The following is a 25,393-nucleotide window of genomic DNA, read 5'->3' as shown; positions in this document are numbered from 1 at the left end:
CTGCAGCGTAGCGCCCGCGGTGTCACATCCGTGAGGTCTGCCTCGTCTCCATGATGTAGGCCACCTCGAACCGGCGGAGTATCCGTCGGTCGCACCGGAAGGACACCGTCATGGCACGACTCGAAGCCGTCGCTCCCGACCGCACCGGTCCGATGACCCGTGCGATGTATGCGCTCGCCCGCCGCAGGTTCGGTTCGGTCCCCGAACCCTTCGCGGTGGCCGCGCACCATCCGCGGTTGATGCGTACGAGCGGAGTCCACGAGATGCTCGCCCAACGCGCCTCCACCGTCCTGCCCGCCGCGGTCCGGGAGATCGCCGTCTACCGCGTGGCGTGGACCGTCGGATGCTCGTGGTGCATCGACTTCGGGACGATGCTGCAGCGACTGGACGGACTCGACACCGAACGACTCGCCCACATCGCCGAGTACGAGACCTCCGATCTCTACAGCGACGACGAGAAAGCCGCGATCGCCTATGCCGATGCGATGACCGGCGACGTGGCGAAGGAGGTCACCGACGAACAGGTCGCCGACCTCGAGCGTCGTTTCGGGCCGGCGGGCGTCGTCGAACTCACCTATCAGATCGCGCTCGAGAACATGCGTGCGCGCATGAACTCGGCGCTGGGCATCCACGATCAGGGATTCAGCACGGACGCCTGCCGGGTACCCTGGGCCGACGAAGCCGGGAACGCATGACGCCTAGTCGAAGATGCTGTCGGGCAGGAGCACTCCGCGTCCGAGCTTCTCGGGGTTCGCGATGTCGTAGGCCGCCCAGATCCGTCCGTCCCGCACGGTCCACGCCGTCACGCGCGGAGGGAAGCCCGGCCGACCGTCCTCGGCCGGGCGACCGCGGTTCAACAGACCCATCTCGCCGTTGACGAGGACCGGTTCGAAGGCCGTCAACGCCTCGGCTCCGTAGAGCCGCAGCAGTCCGAGGATGAACCGCGCGACCTTCTCGGCTCCGACCACGACGTTCAGCGCCGTACGGGTCGTGCCGCCGGCGTCGCCGATCATGCGGGCGTCGGGATGGAGCGCAGCGACGACGGCGTCGAGGTCGGCGCCCGCGAAGGCCGCGACGAGCCGCCCGACGGCCTCCTCGTGTTCGGCCGGTGAACTCGGCGGTGGAACGGCCGAGACCGTACGGCGGGCGCGGGAGGCCAGCTGGCGGGCGGTCGGGGTGGCGACGCCGAGGATGCGGGCGATGTCGTCGAACGAGATGTCGAACGCGTCGTGGAGCACGAACGCCACGCGCTGTGCCGGTGTCAGGCTGTCGAGGACGACGAGCGCGGCCAGGCGGTTGTCCTCGTCGCGCACGATCTCGTCGAGCGGGTCCGGGGGAGCGAGGGAGCCGAGGGGCGCCACGACGGGTTCGGGCAGCCACTGGCCCACGTAGGTCTCGCGGCGCACCGCGGCCGAGCGCAGTCTGTCGAGGCACAACCGTCCTACGACTGTCGTCAGCCAGGCACGCAGGTCGCGCACCTCGGAGACATCCGCGCCCACGAGTCGCAGCCATGCGTCCTGCACGGCGTCCTCGGCGTCGGCGATGCTGCCGGTGAGGCGGTACGCCACCGACAGCAGGTGGGTGCGGTTCTCCTCGAATGTCTTCTGGGTGCTCTCGTCGAGCATGGGGACGATGCTAGACGCGATCGGCTGCGGGGCGAAGGGGTGTCGATCGCGCGTACGGATGCTGTCGGGCGCCTATTCTCGTCCTCGAACGGAAGGGGCGCCGTGGACAAATACGACATCAAGCGTGAGCACCGCGAGCTGTACTCGTGCTCGGCCGAGGATTTCGCCGAGGTGCACGCTCCCGAGTTCGACTACCTCGCCGTGGACGGCAAGGGTGATCCGAACGGTTCCGAGGAGTACGCCGATGCCGTCGAGGCCCTCTACTCGGTGGCGTACACCCTGAAGTTCACCTCCAAGAAGGAACTCGGGCGGGATTTCGTCGTCGGACCTCTCGAAGGCCTGTGGTGGAGTGAGGACATGACCACCTTCCTCACGCGGGACAAGGACTCCTGGTCGTGGCGCATGCTCATCGCGCAGCCGCCCTGGATCACCGACGACATGATGAACGACGCGATCGAGACGGCGGGCGACAAGGCCCGGGCGAAGAAGAATCCGCTCCCGTCCCTGCCGCGTGTGCGGCCGTTCCGGCTGGCGGAGGGCAGGGCGCTGCAGATCCTGCACGTCGGGCCGTACGACGACGAAGGCCCCGTCCTGCAGTGCCTGCACACGCAGGTGATGCCCGAACGAGGGGTGACGTTCGCCGGCGACCACCACGAGATCTATCTGTCCGACCCTCGCCGCACGGCCCCCGAGAAGCTGAAAACCATTCTGCGTCAACCTGTCGCAGGCATACAGGAGCAATGATGGCCGTCACCAGCGCAGGTCTGATGTTCTACCGCGTCGACGACACCGGTCTGCTCAGCGTGTGGCTCGTCCACCCCGGTGGTCCGTTCTGGAAGGGGAAGGACGAAGCGGCCTGGTCGGTACCGAAGGGCGAGTACGGTCCCGAGGAGGATCCCCGGGAGGTCGCCCTGCGCGAGTTCACAGAGGAATGCGGGATCGAGCCCCCGGATGTGCCGTTGTCGTTGCTGGGTCGCTACCGGCAGTCGTCCGGCAAGATCGTCAGCATTTACGCGGGAGAGACGACGGACGAGTTGCAGTTCGTCGAAAGCAACACGTGCGAGGTCGAATGGCCGCCGAAGTCCGGTAAGCGGATCACGATCCCGGAGGTCGACGATGCCCGGTGGGTCGTCGCCGCGGACGCCGAGACGAAGCTGCACAAGGGGCAGCGGCAGGTATTGGAAGCGCTGCGTGCGCGATTGGACGACGAAGGCCGGTACTACCGCGTCGAGCCGTAGTCCGGCAGCACCATCGGAACGAGGAACTGCCGGGCGATCGACGCGAGGGCCTCGTCGTCGTCGATGTCGACGACCTGGCTCGGCGTGGTGAGGAACGACGCCGACATACGGACGAGCATCTCTGCCACCAGGTCGGTGTTCAGGTCGGCAGCGACCGTTCCGGCGCGTTGTTCGCGCTGCAACTGCCCCGCGACGAAACGGCGGACAGCGGCGAGCATCGTTCCGTCGTCGCCACCGATCGCGCCGGCGAACAGCCCCGGTTCGGTCTCGAGCAGATTGCCGATCAGTCTGTTCGTGCGGATGACGCGCAGCGCGCTGACGAATCCGAGGACCACGCGGTCGGCCACGGTGTCGGCCTGGGCGATGTCTTCGAGGAAACGCAGGAAGTAGCGGCGGAACTCGCGCATGATGACCTCGTCGACGAGGGCATCCTTCGATTCGAACTTGCGGTACAGGGTGATTCGCGACAGCTTCGCGCGGCGGGCGATCTCCTCCATCGAGGAGCGTTGGATGCCGGTCCGGCAGAACTGGTCGTAGGCGGCATCGAGCAGACGCACACGAGTTTCGTCGATCTCGATACCCATGACGGATTCGTCCGGAAGGAGAAGTGCGTCCTGAAAAGCACGTTCCAGCAACGATGTCGATTCGGCAGGGGGCGGTGGGGAGGCGGGTGAGACCGCTCGGGAAATCGGCGACGCAGAATCCACATGTCCTCCTCGAAGTCCAGAGTTTACCGTCCCGGTCCTGTCGCCGACCATCCCGAGCAGTGACATTTCACGATCCATTGTGACCCGAGCCACAGTGTGGTTCGATGTTACAGAGAAACTCCGAATGTTTCATTGCTACATCCACGAGTCGTAGGGGAGCGACAGTATGGATAATCCGAGCAGGCGCGACGTTCTGAAAACCGGTGGCCTCCTGGGCGCATTGGGGGCGTTCGCGGTGGCGACACCGGCCCAGGCCCGGCCCTGGAGGTGGTCGCCGGCAGGATCGATACCGGGTACGGGGAGCGGTGCCGATCCACGACAGGTGTGGGACAACGAGGCCGACCCGCTCGTCGCCTCGTTGCTCGAGCGTGGCGACGTACCGAGGGTCAACGAGTTGCTGCGCACCTGGAAGAAGAACTCCCAGCCGTTGCCCGAAGGGCTTCCGAACGACCTGCGCGATTTCATGGAACACGCCCGGCAGCTTCCGTCCTGGGCCGATCCGGCGAAACTCGAGACGGCCGTTCGTTTCAACGAGAAGCGCGGGCTGTATCTCGGTGTCCTGTACGGATTCGTGAGCGGGATGATGAGCACGGTCATCCCGAAGGAAGCGCTGGCCGTCTACTACTCCAAGGGCGGCGCCAACATGAAGGGCCGTATCTCGAAGACGGCGAAGCTGGGTTACGACATCGGTTCTCGCAATGCATATCTCGGCGACGGCGAGATGATCGTCACGTCGGTGAAGACCAGACTCGTCCATGCCGGCGTGCGGCATCTGCTTCCGCAGTCCTCACACTGGGCCAATATGGCACCTGAGGACGTGCCGATCAGCCAGCACGACATGATGGTCACCTGGCACAGCCTGCCCACCAGCGTGATGCGCACTCTCGAGGAGTGGAAGGTTCCCATCCCGGCTCCGGAGGCCGAGGGATTCCTGCACTCGTGGCAGGTCAGCGCGCATATGCTCGGCATCGAGGACCAGTACATCCCGGCGACCTGGGACGACGCCGAATCCCAGGCGCAGGAGGTGCTCGATCCGATCCTGGCGCCCACACCCGAGGGTGTGAAACTCGCCGACATGCTGCTCGATCTCGGTAAGGGTCTGGACTTCTCGCTGTTGACCCGCCCGATCCTCGGTGCGCTGACACGGTTCGCGCTCGGCGACGAGGTCGCCAACTGGCTCAATATTCCGCGCGAACCGGTCTGGGGCACACTGCTCGACGTCGCGTGGGGTCCGTTCATCGCGGTACGCGAAGGCCTGCTGCCGCTTCCGCTGGCGCCGGATGCCTACTGGACGTTCGACGAACTGCTGCGCCAGTTCGTCCTGCTGTACATGTCGGAACTGCGCCCGATCAGCATCGAGATCCCCGAATACAACAATCCCAACTATCCCTGACCCGTTCGGGGCGAGGGCCGGCACAGTCGCTGTGCCGGCCCTCGTGGTGTCGCTTCAGTTCTGTGCCGTATCCGCCTTCAAGGAATCGATGGCGGCCTGCAAAGCGGTGGTGGCGTCGTCGGCGACCTCCGCGAGTCCCGGCTGATCGGCGACCTGCACCATCATCTGTGGGTTCATCGCGTCGACCACCACGGTGTCGGGATCCTCGGGGTCGGTGCGGACCACGACGTTGCAGGGGAGCAAGAGCCCGATCTGCCGATCGACCGTCACCGCCCGGTGGGCGAGCGGCGGATTGCATGCACCGAGGATCACGTAGTCCTCCATGTCCTCGCCGAGCTTGGCCTTCAGGGTGGCTTTCATGTCGATCTCGGTGAGCACGCCGAATCCCTGCCCGGCCAGTGCCTTGCGGGTGCGTTCGACCGCATCGTCGAACGAGGTGTGCAGGGTGGTCGAGAGTGCGAGTGTCATGGGTGTCCTGCTTTCTCTCGGATGGGGAGGTGTCAAGCCAGGGCGAGGAAGAGCTTCTCGAGTTCGGCCTCGGTCATCGGCTCCTTGCCGTCCTGGGCCGTCTCGGTGAGGCATTCCCGCAAACCGCTCGCCACAATCTTGAATCCGGCGCGGTCCAGAGCGCGGGAGACCGCGGCGAGCTGGGTTACGACATCCTTGCAGTCACGACCCTGTTCGATCATCGCGATCACTCCGCCGAGCTGACCCTGTGCGCGGCGCAGCCGGTTGAGTACCAGTGCGATGCTGTCTTCGTCGCCGACCATGGAGGCGTCCTTTCCTAGTTCTGTAGACCAGTGTACCCCCGGGGGTATCTGGTCGGAGTGTGAGTTGTGCGACCGATGCTCAGGCGGTGGGGCCGCGCCGGACCTCTCGGCCCGCAGTCACCCACGCTCTCGTCCCGCCGGCAACGGACACCGCGGGCCGTCCGGCCGATTCGAGGATCTCGGCTCCGCGCTTGCTCCGGTTTCCCGATGCGCAGATGACGTAGACGGTCTCTCCCGGAGATACCTCGCTCACACGGGCGGACAGTTCGGGGAGGGGGATCAACTGGGCGCCGGGAACGTGGCCCTGGATGTACTCGTAGTCCTCGCGGACATCGAGCACCGGAGCTCCGGACTCCCACGCCTGGATCAGAGCGGCAGTGTCGACTTCGTGCATGGTGAACTCCTCGGATCGGGTCCGTCGAGAATGGGTGAGCACTTCCGAGTCTTCCGCTCAGCCCGCCGCCACGGCGGCGCGAGGGCGTCCTCCGAGTCGTTGCAGCGGGCAGTGCTCCCTGCGGTTGCAGGCATAGGTAGCGCCGGCGGCAACGACGGTGAGTGCCGCCGCGGCGATGCCGACGCCGGGATGGATCTCCTGCGCGAGGATGACGGAGGACATGATCAGGACGAACCAGCCGAAGCTCTTGCGCAGGGTGTCCGGATCGACCAGTGAGGTCAGGCGGCCGCCGATGAGGCTGCCCACGACGGCGGCACCGGTGACCATCGCCGCCAGACGCCAGTCGATCTGCACTGTGGACAGGTAACCGCCGAGTCCGGCGAAGGACTTCATGGCGATCACGATCAGCGAGGTACCGACCGCGACCGGCATCGGCAGACCACCGAACAGCGCCAGAGCCGGGACGACGAGGAAGCCGCCGCCGGCGCCGACGAGGCCGGTGACCAGACCGACGACCACACCGTCGAGCAGGATCTTGCCCACGGGCATCGCGCGCTCGCCCTCGTCGGCCGCGGCTTTGTTCTTACGGCCACGGAGCATGGCGATCGCCGTGGCGATCATCATCACGGCGAAGCCGAGCAACAGGACGGTGCCGGGGATGAAGCGTGAGAGCAGACCACCGCTGTAGGCGCCGACCATGCCGGCCAGGCCGAACAGGATTCCGGTGCGCCACTGCACGCGGCCGGCGCGTGCGTGGGAGATCGCGCCGACCGCGCTCGTGACACCCACGACCAGCAGCGAAGTGGCAATCGCTTCCTTGGCGTCCATGCCTGCGACGTAAGCGAGTAGCGGGACGGTGAGAATCGAGCCTCCGCCACCGAGCAGTCCGAGGGTGACGCCGACGAGGACTGCCAGAGCTACGGTCAACGCGATCATGATCAGTTCCTCTCGGCGCGTTCTGTATTCGACCGGACCAGCTGCGCGACGATGCTCTGGGCATCACACGAGGCGCCGCGGTTGTAGGGCAGCTTGGACAGCAGCATGCCCATCGCGCAGGTGTTCGACAGTGCGGCGAAGGTCAACCCACCGCCGATTCCGGCGGCGAGCCACTTGAGCTTCGGCACGGCGATGCTGCCGAGAACCGAGCTCAGCACGAGCGAACCGGCGACGAGCCGGACCTGGCGTTCGAGATCCCAGCGTTCGGCGCCGCGGTTGACGGGCAGGCCGGCCGATTCCCAGCCGAGCATGCCGCCGGCGAGGATGTGGAGGTTGAACAATCCTGCCCCGCGCAGGGTCTCTTCGGCTTGACCGGCACGCTGTCCGGATCTGCATACCAGCACGACGTTCTCGTCGAAATGGGCACAGAACTCGTCGCGGTGCTCGCGCAGCAGGTCCAGGGGGACGTTGTAGGCGCCGGGAATGTGCACGGACTCGAACTCGCCCGGAGTGCGGACGTCGATGATCCGTACGTTCTTGCCGGAGTCGATCGACGCGTGCAAGGAGTTCGGGTCGACGGTGACAGCAGACTCGATCATGAATGGCCTTTCGATCGGGGAATCGGATGGGGCTGATAGAAGTGCCCCAGGGGGTATTCTTCAACTATCGTACACATACCCCCAGGGGTATACACAAGGAGTGTTGTCGTGTGATCTCAGGCGAGGCCGAGGAGCAACTCCTCGAGTTCCTTCTCGGTGATGCGGTCGTCGCAGGCGGCGTCCTGTTCGTCGAGGATGCATCGGCGGAGCCGGTCCGAGATGATCTTGAATCCGGCGCGATGCAGCGCGTGGGATGTCGCTGCGAGCTGGATGACCACCTCGCGCAGATCGCGGTCGGTTTCGAGCATCGTGATAACCGCGGTGAGCTGGCCTTGTGCTCGGCGCAGGCGTCGCAGGGCGGCGGTATCGGCTTCCGGATTCTCCATCGGTAACTCCCTGCTCGATCCTGCGCTGCCGGGAAATCGAACCCAGATACCCCAGGGGGTACTTGACATACCCTAGGGGGTATATGCCACGATGTCTACATCGCCGGAACATCACCCGGATCCAGCAACGGAGGAATCCATGATTCTCGAGCAGTACTACATCGAGTGCCTCTCCCACGCGTCCTACCTCATCGGCGACGAGAGCACCGGCAGGGCGGTCGTGGTCGACCCCCGCCGCGACATCACCGAATACCTGTCCGACGCAAAGAAGTACGGGCTGACCATCGAAGGTGTGATCAACACCCACTTCCACGCCGACTTCGTCTCCGGCCACCTCGAACTGGTCGACGCCACAGGTGCGTGGATCGGATTCGGTGAAGCCGCCGAGACCGACTACCCGATCCGCCGGCTGAGCGACGGCGAGAAGCTCTCCCTCGGCGAGGTCGAACTCGAAATCCTGTCCACCCCGGGCCACACCTGGGAATCGATCTCGGTGTTGGTGCGCGAACACCCCGGCGCCGTCCCGACCGCGGTGCTCACCGGCGACTCCCTGTTCATCGGCGACGTCGGCCGTCCCGACCTGGTCAACCTCGGAGACGGCTCGACCAGCGATCTGGCGCGGGCCATGTACCACACCGTGCACGAGAAGTTGCTGACGCTGCCCGACGAGGTCGTCGTCATGCCCGCTCACGGCGCCGGTTCGTCGTGCGGAAAGAACCTGTCGACCGAACTCACCTCGACCATCGGGGAGCAGCGCGCCACGAATCCGTCCGTGCAACCGATGAGCGAGGACGACTTCGTCGCCCTGGTCACCGAAGGGCAGCCGGCCGCCCCGTCGTACTTCTCGGTCGACGCCGCGATGAACAAGCGGATGCACCCGCTTCTGCTGCAGGACCGCACCATTCCCGAGCTGAACCCCGAGCAGGTGAAGGCCGAACTCGAGGCCGGCACGCGTGTTCTCGATGCGAGAAGCGTCGACGATTTCGCCGCTGGGCATCTGCGCGGATCGGTCAACGTCGGGTTCGACGGGCGTTTCGCCGAGACCGGCGGCATGGTCGCCGAGGTCGGCGAGAAGATCGTGCTGATCACCTATCCCGGTGACGAGCAGGACGCCGCGGTGCGCCTGGCGCGAATCGGATCCGACGGTGCCGCAGGCTATCTGAACGTCGATCGGGACGGGACCTTCCCCGCGGAGCTGGCCGGCCTGATCGAGGCCGCACCCCGGACGACCGTCGAGGAACTCGACCGCTTGCTCGCCGCCGACGCGGTCACCCTCGTCGACATCCGCAACCCCGGTGAGCGCGAGTTCGGGACGATCCCGGGCGCGGTGCCGATCCCGTTGGCGCAGTTGCGGGCCCGTCTGGACCAGGTTCCCGCCGGCAAGCCGATCGTGGTGCACTGTGCCGGTGGATGGCGTTCGAGCGTGGCGGCTTCGCTGCTGCGGGCCCAGGGCTTCGAGAACGTCACGGACCTGCTCGGCGGCTACAACGCGTGGGCCGAATCTCACGTCCCTGCCTGATCATTCCGGCCCGGAGAAAGGAACGGAAACGATGACGACGAAGAACCTCACGATGGCGGACTTCGAATCCACCATCGTCGGCAACGATATCGTGCTCGTCGACTTCTGGGCGTCGTGGTGCGGCCCGTGCCGTGCCTTCGCCCCGGTCTTCGACAAGTCGTCGCAGGTACACCCCGAGATCGTGCATGCCAAGGTCGACACCGAGGCCGAGCAGCAGCTCGCCGCCATGGCGAACATCCGCTCGATTCCGACGATCATGGCATTCCGAGAAGGTGTGCTCGTCTACTCACAGCCCGGCGCGTTGCCGGCACCGGCTCTCGAGGACCTGATCACCCGGATCGAGGCCCTCGATATGACCGAGATCCACGACCAGGTTGCCGAACAACGCGCAGCCTCCCGCTCCTGACCCTTCGCCGGGTCCGTAGCGAACTCTCATCGAGGAGGACTCTCATGTGTTACCCCGTCGCCTGCCCGAACTGCGGAAAGACCGGATGGGGCGGATGCGGACAGCATGTCGACGCCGTCTTGCGTTCCGTGCCCGCCGCCGATCGCTGCACCTGCGGTCAGGACACCGTCCCGGCCCGCGCCGAGCGTCGAAGCGTGCGTTCGCTCTTCCGTCGCTGACCTCGGTCACAACCATGGAGACGGTGTCCGAACCGGAACCGGCCGTAGCCGTCGGCCCCGACCCGGAGGCCGGGACGTGAGCCCCAGGGCCACGCCCCGGCCTCCGGTGCTGGGCCTGCGGGCCAACGCCGCGCAGTTCACCCTGTTGGTGGTGGTCAACGCCCTGGTGGGAGGCATGGTCGGTCAGCAACAGGCCGTGCTGCCGCTGCTTGCCGAGAACGAATTCGGGCTGAGCGGTTACACATTCATTTTCACCTACGTGACCGCCTTCGGGATCACCAAGGCCGCCGCGAACTACTTTGCCGGGACCTTCTCCGACCGCTACGGACGCAAACCCGTGCTGCTGGTGGGATGGTTGTTCGCCCTGCCGGTACCTCTCATGCTGATTCTCGCCACCGACTGGTGGTGGGTGGTAGCCGCGAACGTACTGTTGGGTATCAACCAGGGGCTCACCTGGTCGACGACCGTGGTGATGAAGATCGATCTGGTCGGTCCGGCCCGGCGCGGTCTGGCCATGGGACTCAACGAAGCTGCAGGTTACGGCGCTGTCGCCGTGACATCACTGTTCGCCGGTCACCTGGCCGAGCAATTCGGTCTGCGCCCGGCACCCTTCCTGTTGGGGCTCGCGTACACAGCCCTGGCGTTGGTGTTGTCGGGTTTCTTCGTGAAGGAAACTCGGGATCACGCACTGCTCGACGCCGGGCAACATGTGGCCCGCGCCGACGGGATCCACGATCACCTTCACGCCGACCTGACCGACCGTGAGATCGTGGCCCAGACCAGTCTTCGGGAACCCGCTCTGTCCTCGGCGAGTCAGGCGGGACTGGTCAACAACCTCAATTTCGGTCTCTCATGGGGATTGTTCCCCTGTTGTTCGCCACCGCGGATCTCGCCGTTGCACAGATCGGCCTGCTGTTCGCCCTTTATCCAGGAGTGTGGGGCGCGGGACAATTGGTCACCGGAGCCTTTTCGGACCGGATCGGCCGGAAGCACCTGATCACCGCGGGAATGGCCGCACAGGCCGCCGCCCTGGCGGTCATCGCGCTGAGCGACGCATTCGCGGGCTGGGCGACCGGCACCGTACTGCTGGGCGCGGGCACCGCCATGGTCTATCCCGCCCTGCTGGCCGTGATCGGCGACGTCGCCCACCCGGTCTGGCGAGGCAGGGCCGTCGGCGTCTACCGCGTCTGGCGCGATCTCGGCTACGCGGTCGGGGCAGTCCTCGGCGGGATCGTCGCCGACCTGATGGGTCTGCACGCCGCCGTCGGAGTCGCTGCGGCCGTCAGCGCAACCTCCGCGCTGATCGTCGCTCTCCGGATGTACGAAACACACCGGCCGGTCGCCGCTGCTCGGTAGCAGTCAAGGCGAGCCGGGCTCGTCCGGTGACGAGTCGACAGAGATCTCGGGCCCCGGACCGGTGGGGGCGGAGGCCGCGATACCGGCACGATCGAGGGCGTCCTCGGCGAGTGCGCGCCCCAGCGCGATCATCTCGGCCGCCTTGTGGAAGTCGAGACTTCGGCACGCGGTGCGCGGGACCTCCACGAGGATGTCGGGCGGATAGGCCGCCAGCTGGAACCGGGACAGCGCCGACTGCATGATGTCGAGCGACCGGTTCATCACCGCGACGCGTCCGAACTTCGGGATGAGCGCATCGTCGGCGTCGACGTCGCCAGTGTCCTCGGTGTCCTCCTCCGGCGGCTCGTCGTTCGCCGCATTGGTCGAGAACCGGTTGACCACCGACCGCACGATGTCGGTGTCGAGCATCTGGTTGGCGCTGCGCCGGAAACGTGCCTTCCATTCCTCGATGGGCCGTGCCTCGGAGCTGGCGTTCTCGGGTGATCGTGCCGAGCCCTGCTCCTCCCCACCGAGGCTGACTCCGATCGTGAGGTCGGCGGGCATGCCGACCGTCGGTGCGATCGGTAGGGGCGACAGGGTGCCGCCGTCGGTGAGGACGCGGCCGTTGAGTATCACCGGCGTGATGACACCGGGTATCGCGATGGACGCCCGGATCGCAGCGTGGACGGGACCTCGCTGGAACCAGACGGCGCGACCTGCTGCGAGGTCGGTGGCTACTGCGGTGAACGGAATCGGGAGTTCCTCGATCACCGCATCGCCGAGGATCTCCCGCATCTTGGACAGGATTCGTTCGGCGCGGATCGCGCCGGGGGCCGAGACCGACAGGTCGAGAAGGCGCACCACATCCATCTGGGACAGACCCGTGGCCCATTCGGTGTACGAGTCCATCGCGCCTGCCGCGTAGACGCCACCGACCAGCGCGCCCATCGAAGCGCCTGAGACTCCGACAATTTCGAGGCCACGTTCCTCGATCGCCCGGATGGCGCCGATATGGGCGTATCCGCGGGCACCGCCACTGCCGAGGGCGAGTGCCACGCGTGTCCGTCCGGCCATGGGTCCGATGGTACGCAGCACCCTCACCGATATCCGACGGGAGCGCAGTCGTCGTGTCGCGCACAGCGCCGGAGTTCGGAAGAATGTTCGGCGGTCGCACTGCACACTGGAGCCTGTGGGTGGATGGACGACATCGCGCCCCGTACCTATCAGCGAAGGAGCCGCATGCGTTTCGGACTGTTCGTTCCCCAGGGTTGGCGCCTGGACCTCGTCGGCATCGAGCCCTCCGATCAGTGGCAGGTGATGCGCGACCTAGCGGTCCGCGCCGATCGCGGCCCGTGGGAGTCGATCTGGGTGTACGACCACTTCCACACCGTCCCTGAACCCACCGACGAGGCCACCCACGAGGCATGGAGCCTCGTGTCGGCCTTCGCCGCCGTCACCGAGCGCGTGCGCATCGGCCAGATGTGTACCGCCATGGCCTACCGCAACCCCGCCTATCTCGCGAAGGTCGCGGCCACCGCCGACATCATCTCCGGTGGGCGCATCGAGATGGGGATCGGTGGCGGATGGTACGAACACGAATGGCGCGCATACGGTTACGGATTCCCGTCGCCGGGTGAGCGGCTGCGCCGACTCGACGAGGGCGTGCAGATCTTCCGACAGGCGTGGACCACGGGTTCCGCGACGTTCTCGGGTAGGCATTACACCGTCGACGGAGCCATCGTCCGTCCGCTTCCGCTGCAGGACGGCGGTATTCCGCTGTGGATCGCCGGCGGCGGCGAGAAGGTGACCCTGAAGATCGCCGCGAAGTACGCGCAGTACACCAACTTCGACGGCACACCCGAAGGATTCGCGCGCAAGTCGGAGATCCTGCGCGAGCACTGCGCCGAGGTCGGCACCGACTTCGACGCCATCGTGCGATCGGCCAACTACAACGTGGCGATCGGCCGCACCGAAGCCGAGGTGCAGGACCGGCTCGAGGCACTGCGGGCCCGTCTCGAACCGATCGTCGGAGCGGAGAAGGCCGACGGGGCGCTCGACGCCTTCCGGGGGATGCCCGCCGTCGGCACCCCCGAGCAGATCGTCGAGAACCTCACCGCGCTGAAGAAGCAGGGGCTCGAGTACGCGATCTTCTACGTTCCCGAGGCCGCCTACGACACCTCGGGGCTGGAACTGCTCGAGAAGGAAGTGCTCCCGCACCTCGCGTGATGCACACGACCCCTGAGAGCTGGAGGGGCCAGCCGGTCACGGGCCGTGTGGGTCGTCGGCCGACAATCCGGCGACCCACAACGTCCCGGGGCACGCCCCCGTCACCGCAGTTCGGGCGGCAGTTCCTTGCTCGCCAGTTCGAGGCGACGCTCGTCGGTGGCGTCGATCTGGTCCACCATCTTCAGCTTGTCCTTCAGCACGCGCCACTCCACCTCGGGGATCTGCGCGACCGCGTCGGCAATGATCTTCTGATCACGGGTACCCCAGGCGATCGGCATGGGGCCCACCATCTGCCAGACCCCCGAGTCGTTGCGGGTCGTGCGGTCGGACAGGACCGCGGCACACGGCACCCGCTCACCGATCGCGATCCGGTGACCCGGCACCGCCTCCACGTTGCGGGTGACCAGGGCGAAGTGCCGACCGGACGTCTCGGGCTTGGCGATGTCGACGAGCGCGAGCAGCGTCAGCCCGCGGGCACGCTCGGCGGCGACGACGGCCGGGACGAGAGGGCTGTCGCGGTAGAGCTGTTCGATGGTCCCCACCTTGCGCGGCGCCCACAGCGCCACCCACACCGACGTCGCGGCCGCAACCGCCAGCACGGCGGCGACGATGTACGCCCAGGCTTCGCCGAGCAGGAACAGACCCACCGCACCCGCGACGCACACCAGGCCGACGAATATCGCCGACCACCGCAGACGACGGACATCCGCGAGGGTCTGGTTCACGGCCTTGGCATGGGGCAGGTCCACAGGGAAGTCGAAGCGGCGCACGCCACCAGCTTATTGGAGCCCTTGGGCCGACCACTGTCGGCCTCCGGCGGCGAGCCCGACCACGACGGGCTCGAGCAGAATGCGCACAACGGCGCTTTCGCGCGCAACGGTGACTCGGTGAGGGACGTGGCCACACACTCTGCTGTAGCAGAGATCACACAACCCTCACGGCTTCGAGCCGGACCCCCACACCAGACCTCCGGTCGCGCCCGCGACCCGTGGTCGACGTGTGCCCGGACCGGCCCCGATCACGTCAGAAAGTGGGCACCGCCATGCTCGTCGTCCTCGGCTTCCTGATGGTCGCCACGTTCATGTACCTGATCATGTCGAAACGGGCCACCCCGGTCGTCGGCCTGATCCTGATCCCGGTCGCGTTCGGCCTGATCGCCGGAGCCGGCACCGACATCGGCGACATGATCGTCGACGGCGTCGAAAGTCTCGCCCCCACAGCGGCGCTGCTGTTCTTCGCGATCATCTTCTTCGGCATCATGATCGACGTCGGCCTGTTCGACCCCCTCGTGCGGCTCATCCTGCGGCTCGTGCGCGACGACCCGGCACGACTGGTGATCGGAACCGCTGTGCTGGCGATGGTCGTCTCCCTCGACGGGGACGGGTCCACGACGTTCATCATCACCACCTCCGCACTGTTGCCGCTCTACCTGAAACTGAAGGTCAGCCCGGTCGTCCTCACCGTCGTCGCGGGCCTGGCGAACGCCACGATGAACATCATCCCGTGGGGCGGGCCGACGGTCCGTGCAGCCAGCGCGCTCGGGTTGTCCCCGTCCGACGTGTTCGTCCCGATGATCCCGTCGCTCGTCGTCGGACTCGTGGTCGTGCTGGGCTTCGCTGCTCACCTGGGCTTCGTCGAACGTCGCCGTCTCGGAAAGCTCACGTGGAAGCCCGACCTGATGCCGCTCGGCGCTGGTCCGTCCGGAGTGGGTACGACGGTCGGAAAGGGCACCGATACGACCGACGGGGAGGTCGGTCGGTTGGCTGCCGGACTCGACCCCGACCGTCCGACCCTGCGTCCGCGTCTGCTGCCCTTCAACGCGATCCTCACGGTGGCGCTGCTCGTCGTCCTCGGCCTCGACATCCTGCCGATCCCCGTGCTGTTCATGATCGCCGCCGGTATCGCGCTGGCCGTGAATTTCCCTCGCGTCGTCGATCAGTCCGCCGCGATCGCACGCCATTCGTCGAGCATCGTGTCGGTCGTCGCGATGGTGTTCGCCGCCGCCGTCCTGACCGGCGTGTTCCAAGGCACCGGCATGGTCGAATCGATGGCGTTGTGGCTCACCGGCGTCGTCCCCGACGCACTCGGCCCGTTCCTCGCCGTCATCACCGGCCTGCTCAGCATCCCGATGACCTTCTTCATGACCAACGACGCCTTCTACTTCGGGGTGCTCCCGGTGCTGGCGGAGACGGCAGCGCAGTACGGCATCGAACCGGTCGAGATGGCGCGCGCATCGATCACCGGACAGCCCGTCCACATGCAGAGCCCGCTGGTCCCGGCGATTCTGCTGCTGGTGACCCTCGCCGGGGTGCCACTGGCCGACCATCACCGCAAGGTGCTGTGGCGCGCCGGAGTGGTGTCGGTCGTGATGCTCGTCGTCGGGGTGGTACTCGGGCAGATTCCGTTCGGATGAGATCGGCCCCGGGCCACACTGGACGGATGGGACGAACGGGAGCGACGCCGTGAAACTTCGCACCCAGGTACTTCTGCTCCAGTCCGCGGTGGTGGCGGTGGCACTCGGCATCGGATTCACGGTGTTCGCCACCACCACCGAGGACCGAGTCACCGACGAGCACGGTCAGCGGGCGCTCGCGATCGCACGGTCGGTGTCCGCGGACCCGACCGTGCGGGACGAGGTCGCACGCTATTCGGCCGCCGACGACGGGGTGGTTTCCCCGGACAACCCGGAACTCGCATCCGGTGCGGTGCAGGAGGCCGCCGAGGCCGTCCGCACCGCCACCGGAGCGTTGTTCGTCGTGGTCACCGACGACCAGGGACTCCGGCTCGCGCATCCCGATCCGGAGCAGCTCGGCCGGAGGGTGAGCACCGACCCCACCGAGGCACTCGCCGGACGGGAGGTCGTGACCAGCGAGTCGGGCACGCTCGGCGATTCGGTCCGGGCCAAGGTGCCGGTGACCGATCCCGTCTCGGGCAGGGTGGTCGGGGAGGTGAGCGTCGGCATCGCCACCGACCGGGTGCGCGCCGACCTGCGCAGCGACCTCGCCGATGCCGTCCTGATCGCGCTCGCAGCACTCGTGTGCGGTGCTGTCGGATCGTTGCTGCTCGCCAACCGCTGGAAGCGGCTCACTCTGGGACTCGAACCCGAACAGCTCACCGAGCTGGTCCGCGAACAGGAGGTCGTGCTGCACGGGATCTCCGACGGGGTCGTCGGCACCGACGCGCGCGGCAACGTCACCGTCGTCAACGCCGAGGCGCGTCGCCTGCTCGATCTCGACGACGGAATCGGTCGCAGTGTCGACACCCTCGGAATGACCCCGCGGTTGCTCGACGTGCTGCGCTCCGCGGAGGGCATCCCGGTCGCGGCGACCACCGGCGACCGGGTCGTCGTCGCCGTTTCGCGGCGTGTGGTGCGCGACGGCCGGGATCTCGGCACGGTGATGTCGGTGCGGGACCGGACCGACATCGAGACGCTCACGCGCGAACTCGACGCGGTCAAGGCGATGAGTACGGCACTGCGGGCCCAACGGCACGAGTTCGCGAACCGGCTCCACCTGCTCGACGGACTGCTCCGCCGGGGGCATGCGGAGCAGGCGCTCGAGTACATCGAACAGATCCTCGGTTCGGGTCCGCTCGGTGAACAGCTCGAGGGCATCGACGCGATCACCGACCCGTACCTGCACGCCTTCCTCGTCGCGAAGGCCGCGCATGCGCGCGAGCAGGGAGTCACGCTCGTGCTCGGCGAGAACACGTGGGCGCACGCCACCGTGCGGGCACCCGTCGACGTCACGACGGTGCTCGGCAACCTGCTCGACAATGCGATCGAGGCGGCACGCACGAGCGGGCGCGCTCCGGCCGAGGTCGAGGTGGAACTGATGGAGGACGGTGCCGACCTGCACGTGAGTGTCGCGGACACCGGCGACGGCGTCGATCCCGCGCTGCCCGACGTCTTCGCCGAGGGCGCAACGACCCGCAGCGATCCGACGGTGCCCGGTGGCCGGGGAATGGGGCTGGCGCTGGCACGGCGCATCGCGCGGCTGCACGGCGGCGACGTCGTGCTGGCGGACCGTGGCGGGCAGCGCACGCCGGAGAATCCGACCGGGGGTGCGGTCTTCCTGGCGACGCTGCCCGGGATGCTCGACGAAAGGGACACGGGATGGGCGGAACGGATCTGAAGGTCCTCGTCGTCGACGACGACTTCCGGGTCGCCGAACTCCACGCCTCCGTGGTCTCGGGTGTGGCGGGATTCGAGGTCTGCGCGGTCGCCGGGAGCATCGCGGCGGCCCGGGACGCCGTTCGGGCCGGTCCCGTCGATCTCGCCCTCGTGGACGTGTACCTACCGGACGGCTCCGGGATCGACCTGATCCGGAGCCTCGAATGCGACAGTTTCGTGCTCGGTGCCGCCGGCGAGGGCACGACGGTGCGCGCGGCACTCACCGCCGGTGCGCTGGTGTATCTGGTCAAGCCGTTCGCAAGCACCGAACTGGCCCGGCGGCTGGCGGCCTACGCGCAGTACCGCAGGGTCGTCGCGGGGGAGGAGCTCACCCAGACGGAGATCGACACGGCGCTGGCCGCACTGCGGCCGGTGTTGCCGGCCGCCCGCCCGGCACCCTCGCGTTCGATGACCGAAGAGCTCGTGATGCAGGCGCTCCGGGAATCACCGGAACCGATGTCGGCTGGGGAGGTGGCCGTGACGATCGGGGTGTCGCGCGCGACCGCACAGCGCTATCTCGCGGCGCTCGTCGCGAAGAAACGCCTGCGGATGCAGTTGCGCTACGGCACCACCGGCCGCCCCGAACAGGAATACCGGCCGCAGTGACACGAAGTCCCTGTGACGCGTCGCGCAGGGACGCTCCGCGTCAGCCGATCTGCGGTCCGAGCAGGTCGTCGGCGTCGGTGATCCGGTACGCGTAACCCTGCTCGGCGAGGAACCGCTGGCGATGCGCGGCGTATTCGGCGTCGAGGGTGTCGCGCGAGACCACGGAGTAGAAGTGGGCCTGCCCGCCGTCGTGCTTCGGACGCAGCAGCCGCCCGAGACGCTGGGCCTCCTCCTGACGCGAGCCGAAGGTGCCCGACACCTGGATCGCGACCGAGGCCTCCGGCAGGTCGATGGAGAAGTTCGCGACCTTCGACACGACGAGCACCTTCAGCTCGCCCGACCGGAACCGGTCGAACAGCGCCTCGCGTTCCTTCGTCTTCGTCGAACCCTTGATGACCGGGGCGTCGAGCGCTTCACCGAGCTCGTCGAGCTGATCGATGTAGGCACCGATGATCAGTGTCGGGGCGTCCTGGTGCTGCTCGAGGATCGACTTCACGACCGGGATCTTGGTGCGCGCGGTCGAGCACAGCTTGTACCGTTCCTCGGGCTCGGCGACCGCGTACGCCATGCGCTCGGCGTCGGTGAGGGTCACGCGGACCTCCACGCAGTCGGCGGGGGCGATCCAGCCCTGGGCTTCGATGTCCTTCCACGGCGCGTCGAACCGCTTCGGGCCGATGAGCGAGAAGACGTCGCCTTCGCGTCCGTCCTCGCGCACGAGGGTCGCGGTGAGACCGAGGCGGCGGCGGGACTGCAGGTCTGCGGTCATACGGAAGACCGGCGCCGGCAGCAGGTGCACCTCGTCGTAGATCATCAGCCCCCAGTCGCGGGAGTCGAACAACTCGAGATTGCGGTATTCACCCTTCGACTTGCGGGTGATCACCTGGTAGGTGGCGATGGTGACCGGGCGGATCTCCTTCTTCTCGCCCGAGTACTCGCCGATCTCGTCCTCGGTGAGGGAGGTGCGGGCGATCAGCTCGCGCTTCCACTGGCGCCCGGCGACCGTGTTCGTCACGAGGATGAGCGTCGTCGCGCCGGCCTTCGCCATCGCGGCCGCGCCGACCATCGTCTTACCGGCACCGCACGGCAGCACCACGACACCCGAGCCGCCCGACCAGAACGAGTCGGCGGCCAGTTCCTGGTAGTCGCGCAGGTGCCAGGGGTTCGTCTCGAAGTCCAGCGAGATCGAATGGGCCTCGCCGTCGACGTACCCCGCTAGGTCCTCGGCCGGCCAGCCGATCTTCAGCAGCATCTGCTTGACGCGTCCGCGCTCGCTCGGATGCACGATCACGGTGTCGTCGTCGATGCGCGCACCGAGCATCGGGGCGATCTTCTTGTTTCTCAGGACCTCGGCGAGCACCGCCCGGTCGAGGCTGACCAGGGTCAGGCCGTGGGCGGGGTTCTTGACCAGCTGGAGGCGCCCGTAGCGGCTCATGGTGTCGACGATGTCGACGAGCAGCGCCTGCGGGACGGCGAACCGGGAATGCGAGACCAGCGCGTCGACGACCTGCTCGGCGTCGTGACCGGCGGCACGGGCGTTCCACAATGCCAGCGGCGTCACCCGGTAGGTGTGGATGTGCTCGGGGGCGCGTTCGAGCTCGGCGAACGGTGCGATCGCCTGCCGCGCCTCGTTCGCCCCGTCGTGATCGACCTCGAGGAGCACGGTCTTGTCGGACTGGACGATGAGCGGTCCGTCGGCCACGAGTGCCTCCTGTGGATGGAAAGTAGAACTTTCCCATTCTCCAGGTTCGGGCCGTACCGCGCCACCACGACGGTGTACGGCCGTGCGTTCCCGCCACGGGGGAACGCACGGCCGACCGGTTTCACGGCGTACTCACCGTGCGAGCGACTGCCGCACCTCCATCACGCACACCAGCGCCTCGGAGATACCGGACCGGTAGCCGGCGTCTTTCTCGGAGGTGGGAGGTCTCGAATCCAGTTCCGATTCGAGTCGTTCCTGGATCTTGTCCAGGGCATGCAGCGTCCGCTTCATTCCAGTACCGATTTTCTCTTTTCTCAGGCCGGCTGTTTCATCGCGCCGGCACGCTCGTCGAGAACGAACACCCGTGCACGCGCCAAGGCGGCGCGATATCCGTGCCGCTGTGCGTCGGTGCCCGTTTCCCGACCGGACAATCCACTTATCTTGTCGTACAGCGCTTCGAGCGCTGCGATTTCGAGATCCATGGCCTGCAACCGGATTCAGCTCCGCTTCCGCTTACGAATGAACTCGCCGGCTTCGGCGGCCTTCTGCCGCTTCTCCTGACGACGTTCCTTCAGGGACTTCGCTGGCTTCTTCGAATTCTTGCCCTTGTCGGCCATTGTCACTCCATCTTCGATGAACAACCACTCGACAAGACCACACCATACGTCATTTCCCGGAAAAAGCCAGTCGCTCGAATTATTCTGTGCGCCATCCGAACACGGCGCTGAAATGTTCCGTACTCCGGTGTCCGGAGTTGATTTCACCGTGCGCTGATCCCTGTCGGGAAGTTCCGCGCGGCCGATACCGTCACCGGCGATGCTGTGCAGACAGAGGACGTCCACAGCCCGGGCGGACGGGGGAGAGCGATGGGCCGGACCGTGATCGCAGGCCGCAGTGCCTCGCGTCGCGAACACCGTGCGTGTCGTGTCGTCCACCGATCGCGGTTCCGTGGCTGTCCGCACGGTCGCTGTTCTCCGTACCGTGACCGCTGATTTCGGGACTGCGGTTTCCGGGACTGCTGTCCTCGCGGTCGGGCCCGCGCTCGGGTTCCCGCTCGTCTTCCGGTGGCGCACGTCGGCGTATTCGCGCGATGTCGCGCCCCTCATCTTCGCAAGGAGTTCTCATGATCGTGTCCTCACTCGTGCGCTCTCGAAGATCGCGCGCTCCGATCGTCGTCGCGGCCGCACTGAGCGTCGTGCTCACCGGGTGCGCCGGCGGTTCGACCGGGGGATTGGCCGCCGACGCCGAAATCCCCGAGGAGATTCCACCGGGGACGTCGTTGAGCATTGCCGTCAAGCCCACCCGTATCCAGCTCGAAGCGACCGGTCGTATCGACGAGTTGCCGTTCACGGTGTCGGACTGGCCCGACGTCTCGGCCGGTCCCGACGTCATCCAGGCGTTCCGCGGCGACGCCGTCGACCTCGCGGTCAATGCGGCGATTCCTCCCATCCAGGCCCGTGCCACCGGGCTCGACGCCAGGATCGTCGCCGTACGCGAGAAGGATTCGCCGCAGTACTCGCTCGCGACGGCACCCGGTACAGACATCGATTCGTTGGACGACCTGCGCGGCAGGAAGATCGCGTTGTCGCCGGGGCAGGCCCAGGGTGTCGTCGTGCTCCGGACGCTGAAGTCGGCCGGAATCGGTCTCGACGAGGTGGAATTCGTCGAACTACCGAGCACGCAGTTCCTCACGGCGCTCCAGGCGAAACAGGTCGACGTCGCACCGCTGGCGGAACCTACCCTCACGAAGTACCTGAACCAGTACGAAACCGAGGGCGCGCGAGGGGTGTTCACGCCCGAGGTCGACGCGTTGAGTGTTCTGTGGGCTCCGGTGTCCGTGCTCGAGGATCCTGCGAAGGTCGCGGCGATCAAGGAATTCATCCCGTTGTGGGCACAGGGTGACGTCTGGGCGTGGGAGAACCGGGACGAGTGGATCCGGAAGTACTACGTCGAGAGCGAGGGGGTGTCGTACGAGGACGGCAGGCGGATCGTCGAAACCGTCGGCCAGAAACCGGCATATCCCATCGACTGGGACTCCGCGATCGAATGGACGCAGGAGACCTCGGAACTGCTCGACGAGGCCGGATGGTTCGACGAGTTCGACGTCGAGCAGATCTTCGATCGCAGATTCGAAACTATTGCCGCGGAGTCGGTTCCGCAGGAGTACCGGAAGGGGTCGGACTCGTGACCGGCACACTGACACGGCCGGTGGAGGTCGGCGCCCGCCCACCGGACCCCACCGATCAGCCACCGACGGAGGGGATCAGGCCGCTCCGGCGGCTCGGTCTCCGCAAGGCCGTCCCGTTCTCGCGCATGACCGGCGTGGTTCTGCTGCTCGTCGTGTGGGCGATCGGGTCGGGTGCCGGATGGATCGACGACCGCAAGCTCTCCGCTCCCTGGACAGTGGTGACCAGCGCGGTCGAACTCGTCTCGGAAGGAACTCTGCAACAACACATCCTGGCATCGTTGAGCCGTGCCGTGCTGGGCTTCGTGATCGGATGTGTCATCGGCACCGCGCTCGCGCTCGCATCCGGCCTGACGCGCACCGGTGAAGCACTGATCGACGGCCCCGTGCAGTTCAAGCGTGCGATCCCGACGCTGGGTCTCATCCCGCTGCTGATCCTGTGGCCCGGCATCGGCGAGACCTTCAAGATCACGGTGATCGCACTCGGGACGGTCGTGACCATCTACATCCAGACGCACAACGCTCTCACGGCCCTCGAACAGCGCTACGTCGAACTCGCCGAGGTCCTCGCTCTCACTCGCGCACAGTTCGTGTGGAAGGTGGTGCTGCGAGGAGCGCTGCCCGGATTCTTCCTCGGTCTGCGCCTGGCGGTGACCGGTGCGTGGCTCACCCTGATCGTGGTCGAGAGCATCAACGCCGTGAGCGGCCTGGGCAAGATGATGTTCAACGCCCAGAACTACGGTCAGCCGGACGTCATCCTCGTCGGATTGCTCGTCTACGGCATCTTCGGTCTGGCATCCGACGCCGGTCTCCGGTTGGTCGAGCGTCGGGCGCTCGCCTGGCGGAAGACGCTGGGCGGATGAGCGCCGTACGCATCCGCGGCCTGACCCGCGGCTTCGGCGACCGGAACGTGCTCGACGGGCTCGACCTCGAGATCCCCGACGGACAGTTCGTCGCCCTGCTCGGCAGGAGCGGATCCGGGAAGTCCACCCTGCTGCGTGCGCTCGCCGGCCTCGACTACGACGTGGAGATCCGCGGCGGCGCCCTCGCGGTACCGGAGAAGGTCTCCGTCGCCTTCCAGGACTCCCGCCTGCTGCCCTGGCTGCGCGTGCTCGACAACGTCACGCTCGGGCTCGACAGGCAGGGCAGGAGCCGGGGATCCGAGATGCTGGCCGAGGTCGGCCTGGCCGGGCGCGAGGACGCCTGGCCGCTCGAACTCTCCGGCGGGGAGCAACAGCGTGTCGCGCTGGCCCGGGCCCTGGTGCGGGAGCCGCAGTTGCTGCTCGCCGACGAGCCGTTCGGCGCGCTCGACGCCCTGACCCGCATCAGGATGCACGGACTGCTCGACGATCTCGTCCGCGCGCACCGTCCCACCGTGCTGCTCGTGACTCACGACGTCGACGAGGCGATAGTGCTCGCCGACCGGATCGTCGTGCTGGACGAAGGGCGCATCGCCGTCGACTGCCACGTGGATCTCGACAAGCCCCGTTCCATCACAGATCCCGGTTTCCGGGACATCCGTGAAGACCTCCTCACCGCCCTCGGTGTCATCACGCAACTGTGACGAAAGACCTTTCACGACAGGAGAAGGCATGACCGATCGTCGATTGCACCTCAACGCCTTCCTCATGCCCGTCGGCCATCACGAAGCGGCCTGGCGTCTGCCGGAGAGCGACCCGAACGCGAATCTCGACATCCAGCACTACATCTCGCTCGCCCGCACCGCCGAGCGTGGCAGGTTCGATTCGGTGTTCCTCGCCGACAGCCCCGTGCTGTTCGCGAATCCCGAACGGCGTCCGAGCGGCAAGCTCGAACCCACGATCATCCTCACCGCGATCGCGACGGCCACCGAGCGGATCGGTCTCATCGGGACCGCGTCGACGACCTACAACGAGCCCTACAACCTCGCGCGTCGATTCGCATCGCTGGATTTCGTCAGCGGGGGACGGGCCGGCTGGAACATCGTCACTACCGCCGGTGACGACGCCGCTCGCAATTTCGGTCTCGACGGCGTGCCGGCGCACAAGAGCCGCTACGCGCGGGCCGCCGAGTTCGTCGAGGTGTCGACCAAGCTGTGGGACAGCTGGGAGGACGACGCGATCGTCGCCGACAAGGAGGCGGCGATCCACGCCGACTCCGCGAAGGTCCACACCTTCGAACACGAGGGAGAGTTCTTCTCGGTGGCCGGGCCGCTCAACGTGCCGCGGTCGCCGCAGGGCTATCCGCTGCTCGTGCAGGCGGGCTCGTCGGAGAACGGCAAGGACTTCGCCGCGCTGTACGCCGAGGCGATCTTCACTGCTCAGCCCACCTTCGAGGAGGGCAAGGCGTTCTACGACGACGTGAAGGATCGGGTCGGCAAGGTCGGCCGCGACCCGCGGCAGGTGCTGATCCTCCCGGGCATCGTGCCCGTCATCGGCGATACGGAGAATGAGGCACGCGAACTCGACGCCGAACTGGCCCGGCTGATCTCGCCCGAGTACGCGCGCCACCAGCTCGCCGACCGGTTCGGGTTGCGGCCGGAGCAGCTTCCGCTCGACGAGCCGCTGCCGGAGAACCTGCCGTCCGAGGACGAGATCGAGGGAGCCAAGAGCCGGTACACGCTCATCGTGCAGCTCGCGCGACGGGAGAACCTCACGGTGCGGCAGCTCATCGAACGACTCGGCGGCGGTCGCGGCCATCGAACCTTCGCGGGCACGGCCGAGCAGGTGGCCGACACGATCGAGCACTGGTTCCACAGCGGCGCGGCCGACGGCTTCAACATCATGCCCGCCGTGCTGCCGTCGGGGCTCGAGAAGTTCGTCGACGGTGTGGTGCCGATCCTGCAGGAGCGCGGTCTGTTCCGCACCGAGTACACCGAATCCACCCTGCGTGGGCACTACGGGCTCCCACGGCCGGAGAACCAGTTCACCGTCGGCGGGGCGTTCGTGGGGTTCGCGACGCAACGCTGAGCCTCTCCGCCCACGGGCCGGTGGTGGGCGGT

Annotated in this window: 28 protein-coding genes and 1 pseudogene; 15 read left to right on the top strand and 14 right to left on the bottom strand. The window is 67.0% G+C overall.

Annotated elements, in window-relative coordinates:
* Positions 1 to 110: 110 nt before the first annotated feature.
* Positions 111 to 695: a carboxymuconolactone decarboxylase family protein gene (locus A5767_RS17035; protein ID WP_006551714.1), complete on the top strand. Its 585-nt coding sequence runs from the start codon at positions 111 to 113 to the stop codon at positions 693 to 695.
* A gap of 3 nt (positions 696 to 698) precedes the next feature.
* Here A5767_RS17035 and A5767_RS17030 read toward each other — a convergent pair whose 3' ends face one another.
* Positions 699 to 1,625, bottom strand: coding sequence for a sigma-70 family RNA polymerase sigma factor (locus A5767_RS17030; RefSeq protein ID WP_024103063.1), 927 nt, complete (start codon positions 1,623 to 1,625; stop codon positions 699 to 701).
* 102 nt (positions 1,626 to 1,727) lie between these two features.
* Between A5767_RS17030 and A5767_RS17025 the strand changes: the two genes are divergently transcribed.
* Positions 1,728 to 2,369 carry a GyrI-like domain-containing protein gene (locus tag A5767_RS17025; RefSeq protein WP_006551712.1) on the top strand — a complete coding sequence of 214 codons (642 nt, stop codon included), beginning with the start codon at positions 1,728 to 1,730 and terminating at the stop codon, positions 2,367 to 2,369.
* On the top strand, positions 2,369 to 2,863 hold the full coding sequence (locus A5767_RS17020; RefSeq protein WP_064852762.1) for an NUDIX domain-containing protein: 495 nt from the start codon (positions 2,369 to 2,371) through the stop codon (positions 2,861 to 2,863). Before A5767_RS17025 ends, A5767_RS17020 begins: the two co-directional genes overlap by 1 nt.
* Here the strand turns inward: A5767_RS17020 and A5767_RS17015 are convergent.
* A complete protein-coding gene (locus A5767_RS17015; protein WP_082937732.1) occupies positions 2,845 to 3,447 on the bottom strand; it encodes a TetR/AcrR family transcriptional regulator in 603 nt (200 codons plus the stop codon). The two genes, A5767_RS17020 and A5767_RS17015, sit on opposite strands and share 19 nt — an antisense overlap.
* Positions 3,448 to 3,736: 289 nt before the next feature.
* On the opposite strand from A5767_RS17015, the gene A5767_RS17010 reads away from it, so the two are divergent.
* The gene (locus tag A5767_RS17010) at positions 3,737 to 4,963 is read left to right on the top strand and encodes an oxygenase MpaB family protein (protein ID WP_064852761.1); all 1,227 of its coding nucleotides are present in this window, start codon (positions 3,737 to 3,739) and stop codon (positions 4,961 to 4,963) included.
* Positions 4,964 to 5,017: 54 nt separating this feature from the next.
* Here the strand turns inward: A5767_RS17010 and A5767_RS17005 are convergent, their stop codons facing one another.
* The 6 genes from A5767_RS17005 to A5767_RS16980 all read right to left on the bottom strand — a co-directional run bounded on the left by A5767_RS17005 (position 5,018) and on the right by A5767_RS16980 (position 8,048).
* The gene (locus A5767_RS17005; RefSeq protein WP_019289964.1) at positions 5,018 to 5,431 is read right to left on the bottom strand and encodes a DUF302 domain-containing protein; all 414 of its coding nucleotides are present in this window, start codon (positions 5,429 to 5,431) and stop codon (positions 5,018 to 5,020) included.
* A 32-nt stretch (positions 5,432 to 5,463) separates the two neighbouring features.
* Positions 5,464 to 5,733, bottom strand: coding sequence for a metal-sensitive transcriptional regulator (locus A5767_RS17000; protein WP_016695659.1), 270 nt, complete (start codon positions 5,731 to 5,733; stop codon positions 5,464 to 5,466).
* Positions 5,734 to 5,812: 79 nt separating this feature from the next.
* Positions 5,813 to 6,127: a rhodanese-like domain-containing protein gene (locus A5767_RS16995; RefSeq protein WP_064852828.1), complete on the bottom strand. Its 315-nt coding sequence runs from the start codon at positions 6,125 to 6,127 to the stop codon at positions 5,813 to 5,815.
* Positions 6,128 to 6,184: 57 nt separating this feature from the next.
* Positions 6,185 to 7,063, bottom strand: coding sequence for a sulfite exporter TauE/SafE family protein (locus tag A5767_RS16990; protein ID WP_064852760.1), 879 nt, complete (start codon positions 7,061 to 7,063; stop codon positions 6,185 to 6,187).
* A 2-nt stretch (positions 7,064 to 7,065) separates the two neighbouring features.
* Complete coding sequence (locus tag A5767_RS16985) at positions 7,066 to 7,662, bottom strand: rhodanese-like domain-containing protein (protein WP_064852759.1); 597 nt, start codon at positions 7,660 to 7,662, stop codon at positions 7,066 to 7,068.
* 116 nt (positions 7,663 to 7,778) lie between these two features.
* Positions 7,779 to 8,048 carry a metal-sensitive transcriptional regulator gene (locus A5767_RS16980; protein WP_064852758.1) on the bottom strand — a complete coding sequence of 90 codons (270 nt, stop codon included), beginning with the start codon at positions 8,046 to 8,048 and terminating at the stop codon, positions 7,779 to 7,781.
* 139 nt (positions 8,049 to 8,187) lie between these two features.
* Between A5767_RS16980 and A5767_RS16975 the strand changes: the two genes are divergently transcribed.
* The 3 genes and pseudogenes from A5767_RS16975 (at position 8,188) to A5767_RS16965 (ending at position 11,547) form a co-directional block, all read left to right on the top strand.
* Positions 8,188 to 9,567 carry an MBL fold metallo-hydrolase gene (locus tag A5767_RS16975; protein WP_064852757.1) on the top strand — a complete coding sequence of 460 codons (1,380 nt, stop codon included), beginning with the start codon at positions 8,188 to 8,190 and terminating at the stop codon, positions 9,565 to 9,567.
* Positions 9,568 to 9,598: 31 nt separating this feature from the next.
* Complete coding sequence (trxA, locus tag A5767_RS16970) at positions 9,599 to 9,973, top strand: thioredoxin (RefSeq protein WP_016691289.1); 375 nt, start codon at positions 9,599 to 9,601, stop codon at positions 9,971 to 9,973.
* Between the two features lie 294 nt (positions 9,974 to 10,267).
* Positions 10,268 to 11,547: pseudogene (locus tag A5767_RS16965) on the top strand (MFS transporter).
* A gap of 3 nt (positions 11,548 to 11,550) precedes the next feature.
* Here the strand turns inward: A5767_RS16965 and A5767_RS16960 are convergent.
* The gene (locus A5767_RS16960; RefSeq protein WP_037217041.1) at positions 11,551 to 12,600 is read right to left on the bottom strand and encodes a patatin-like phospholipase family protein; all 1,050 of its coding nucleotides are present in this window, start codon (positions 12,598 to 12,600) and stop codon (positions 11,551 to 11,553) included.
* A gap of 165 nt (positions 12,601 to 12,765) precedes the next feature.
* On the opposite strand from A5767_RS16960, the gene A5767_RS16955 reads away from it, so the two are divergent.
* Positions 12,766 to 13,752, top strand: coding sequence for an LLM class F420-dependent oxidoreductase (locus tag A5767_RS16955; RefSeq protein ID WP_016691292.1), 987 nt, complete (start codon positions 12,766 to 12,768; stop codon positions 13,750 to 13,752).
* Positions 13,753 to 13,853: 101 nt separating this feature from the next.
* Here A5767_RS16955 and A5767_RS16950 read toward each other — a convergent pair whose 3' ends face one another.
* Positions 13,854 to 14,522 carry a DUF3239 domain-containing protein gene (locus A5767_RS16950; RefSeq protein WP_064852756.1) on the bottom strand — a complete coding sequence of 223 codons (669 nt, stop codon included), beginning with the start codon at positions 14,520 to 14,522 and terminating at the stop codon, positions 13,854 to 13,856.
* Between the two features lie 272 nt (positions 14,523 to 14,794).
* Here A5767_RS16950 and A5767_RS16945 point away from each other — a divergent pair, with 272 nt between their 5' ends.
* Genes A5767_RS16945 through A5767_RS16935 form a run of 3 tightly spaced genes read left to right on the top strand, consistent with a single transcriptional unit; the run spans position 14,795 to position 18,529 of the window.
* A complete protein-coding gene (locus A5767_RS16945; protein ID WP_024103076.1) occupies positions 14,795 to 16,165 on the top strand; it encodes a CitMHS family transporter in 1,371 nt (456 codons plus the stop codon).
* Between the two features lie 49 nt (positions 16,166 to 16,214).
* Positions 16,215 to 17,885, top strand: coding sequence for an ATP-binding protein (locus A5767_RS16940; RefSeq protein WP_064852755.1), 1,671 nt, complete (start codon positions 16,215 to 16,217; stop codon positions 17,883 to 17,885).
* Positions 17,867 to 18,529: a response regulator gene (locus tag A5767_RS16935; RefSeq protein WP_006551688.1), complete on the top strand. Its 663-nt coding sequence runs from the start codon at positions 17,867 to 17,869 to the stop codon at positions 18,527 to 18,529. Before A5767_RS16940 ends, A5767_RS16935 begins: the two co-directional genes overlap by 19 nt.
* Before the next feature lie 40 nt (positions 18,530 to 18,569).
* On the opposite strand, the gene A5767_RS16930 is transcribed toward A5767_RS16935, so the two are convergent.
* From A5767_RS16930 to A5767_RS23190, 4 genes are all read right to left on the bottom strand, one after another.
* Positions 18,570 to 20,228, bottom strand: coding sequence for a DNA repair helicase XPB (locus tag A5767_RS16930; RefSeq protein WP_064852754.1), 1,659 nt, complete (start codon positions 20,226 to 20,228; stop codon positions 18,570 to 18,572).
* A gap of 132 nt (positions 20,229 to 20,360) precedes the next feature.
* On the bottom strand, positions 20,361 to 20,519 hold the full coding sequence (locus A5767_RS23415; protein ID WP_019289943.1) for a hypothetical protein: 159 nt from the start codon (positions 20,517 to 20,519) through the stop codon (positions 20,361 to 20,363).
* Between the two features lie 23 nt (positions 20,520 to 20,542).
* The gene (locus A5767_RS23410; RefSeq protein ID WP_019289942.1) at positions 20,543 to 20,710 is read right to left on the bottom strand and encodes a hypothetical protein; all 168 of its coding nucleotides are present in this window, start codon (positions 20,708 to 20,710) and stop codon (positions 20,543 to 20,545) included.
* A 15-nt stretch (positions 20,711 to 20,725) separates the two neighbouring features.
* Positions 20,726 to 21,163, bottom strand: coding sequence for a hypothetical protein (locus A5767_RS23190; protein WP_144376970.1), 438 nt, complete (start codon positions 21,161 to 21,163; stop codon positions 20,726 to 20,728).
* A 188-nt stretch (positions 21,164 to 21,351) separates the two neighbouring features.
* Here A5767_RS23190 and A5767_RS16925 point away from each other — a divergent pair, with 188 nt between their 5' ends.
* From A5767_RS16925 to A5767_RS16910, 4 genes are read left to right on the top strand one after another with little or no spacing between them, the layout of a single operon-like run.
* Positions 21,352 to 22,416, top strand: coding sequence for an ABC transporter substrate-binding protein (locus A5767_RS16925; protein WP_064852753.1), 1,065 nt, complete (start codon positions 21,352 to 21,354; stop codon positions 22,414 to 22,416).
* The gene (locus A5767_RS16920; RefSeq protein ID WP_064852752.1) at positions 22,413 to 23,276 is read left to right on the top strand and encodes an ABC transporter permease; all 864 of its coding nucleotides are present in this window, start codon (positions 22,413 to 22,415) and stop codon (positions 23,274 to 23,276) included. Before A5767_RS16925 ends, A5767_RS16920 begins: the two co-directional genes overlap by 4 nt.
* Positions 23,252 to 23,977: an ABC transporter ATP-binding protein gene (locus tag A5767_RS16915; RefSeq protein ID WP_064852827.1), complete on the top strand. Its 726-nt coding sequence runs from the start codon at positions 23,252 to 23,254 to the stop codon at positions 23,975 to 23,977. The genes A5767_RS16920 and A5767_RS16915 overlap by 25 nt, the downstream gene beginning before the upstream one ends.
* Before the next feature lie 28 nt (positions 23,978 to 24,005).
* Entirely contained in the window at positions 24,006 to 25,361 is a 1,356-nt protein-coding gene (locus A5767_RS16910) for an LLM class flavin-dependent oxidoreductase (RefSeq protein ID WP_064852751.1), read from the top strand.
* Positions 25,362 to 25,393: the final 32 nt, after the last annotated feature.

Source organism: Rhodococcus sp. 852002-51564_SCH6189132-a, assembly GCF_001665495.1.
Taxonomy (GTDB): domain Bacteria; phylum Actinomycetota; class Actinomycetes; order Mycobacteriales; family Mycobacteriaceae; genus Rhodococcus; species Rhodococcus pyridinivorans.
The sequence above is the reverse complement of the archived record's forward strand: the minus strand, read 5'-3'. Positions and strand labels throughout refer to the sequence as shown.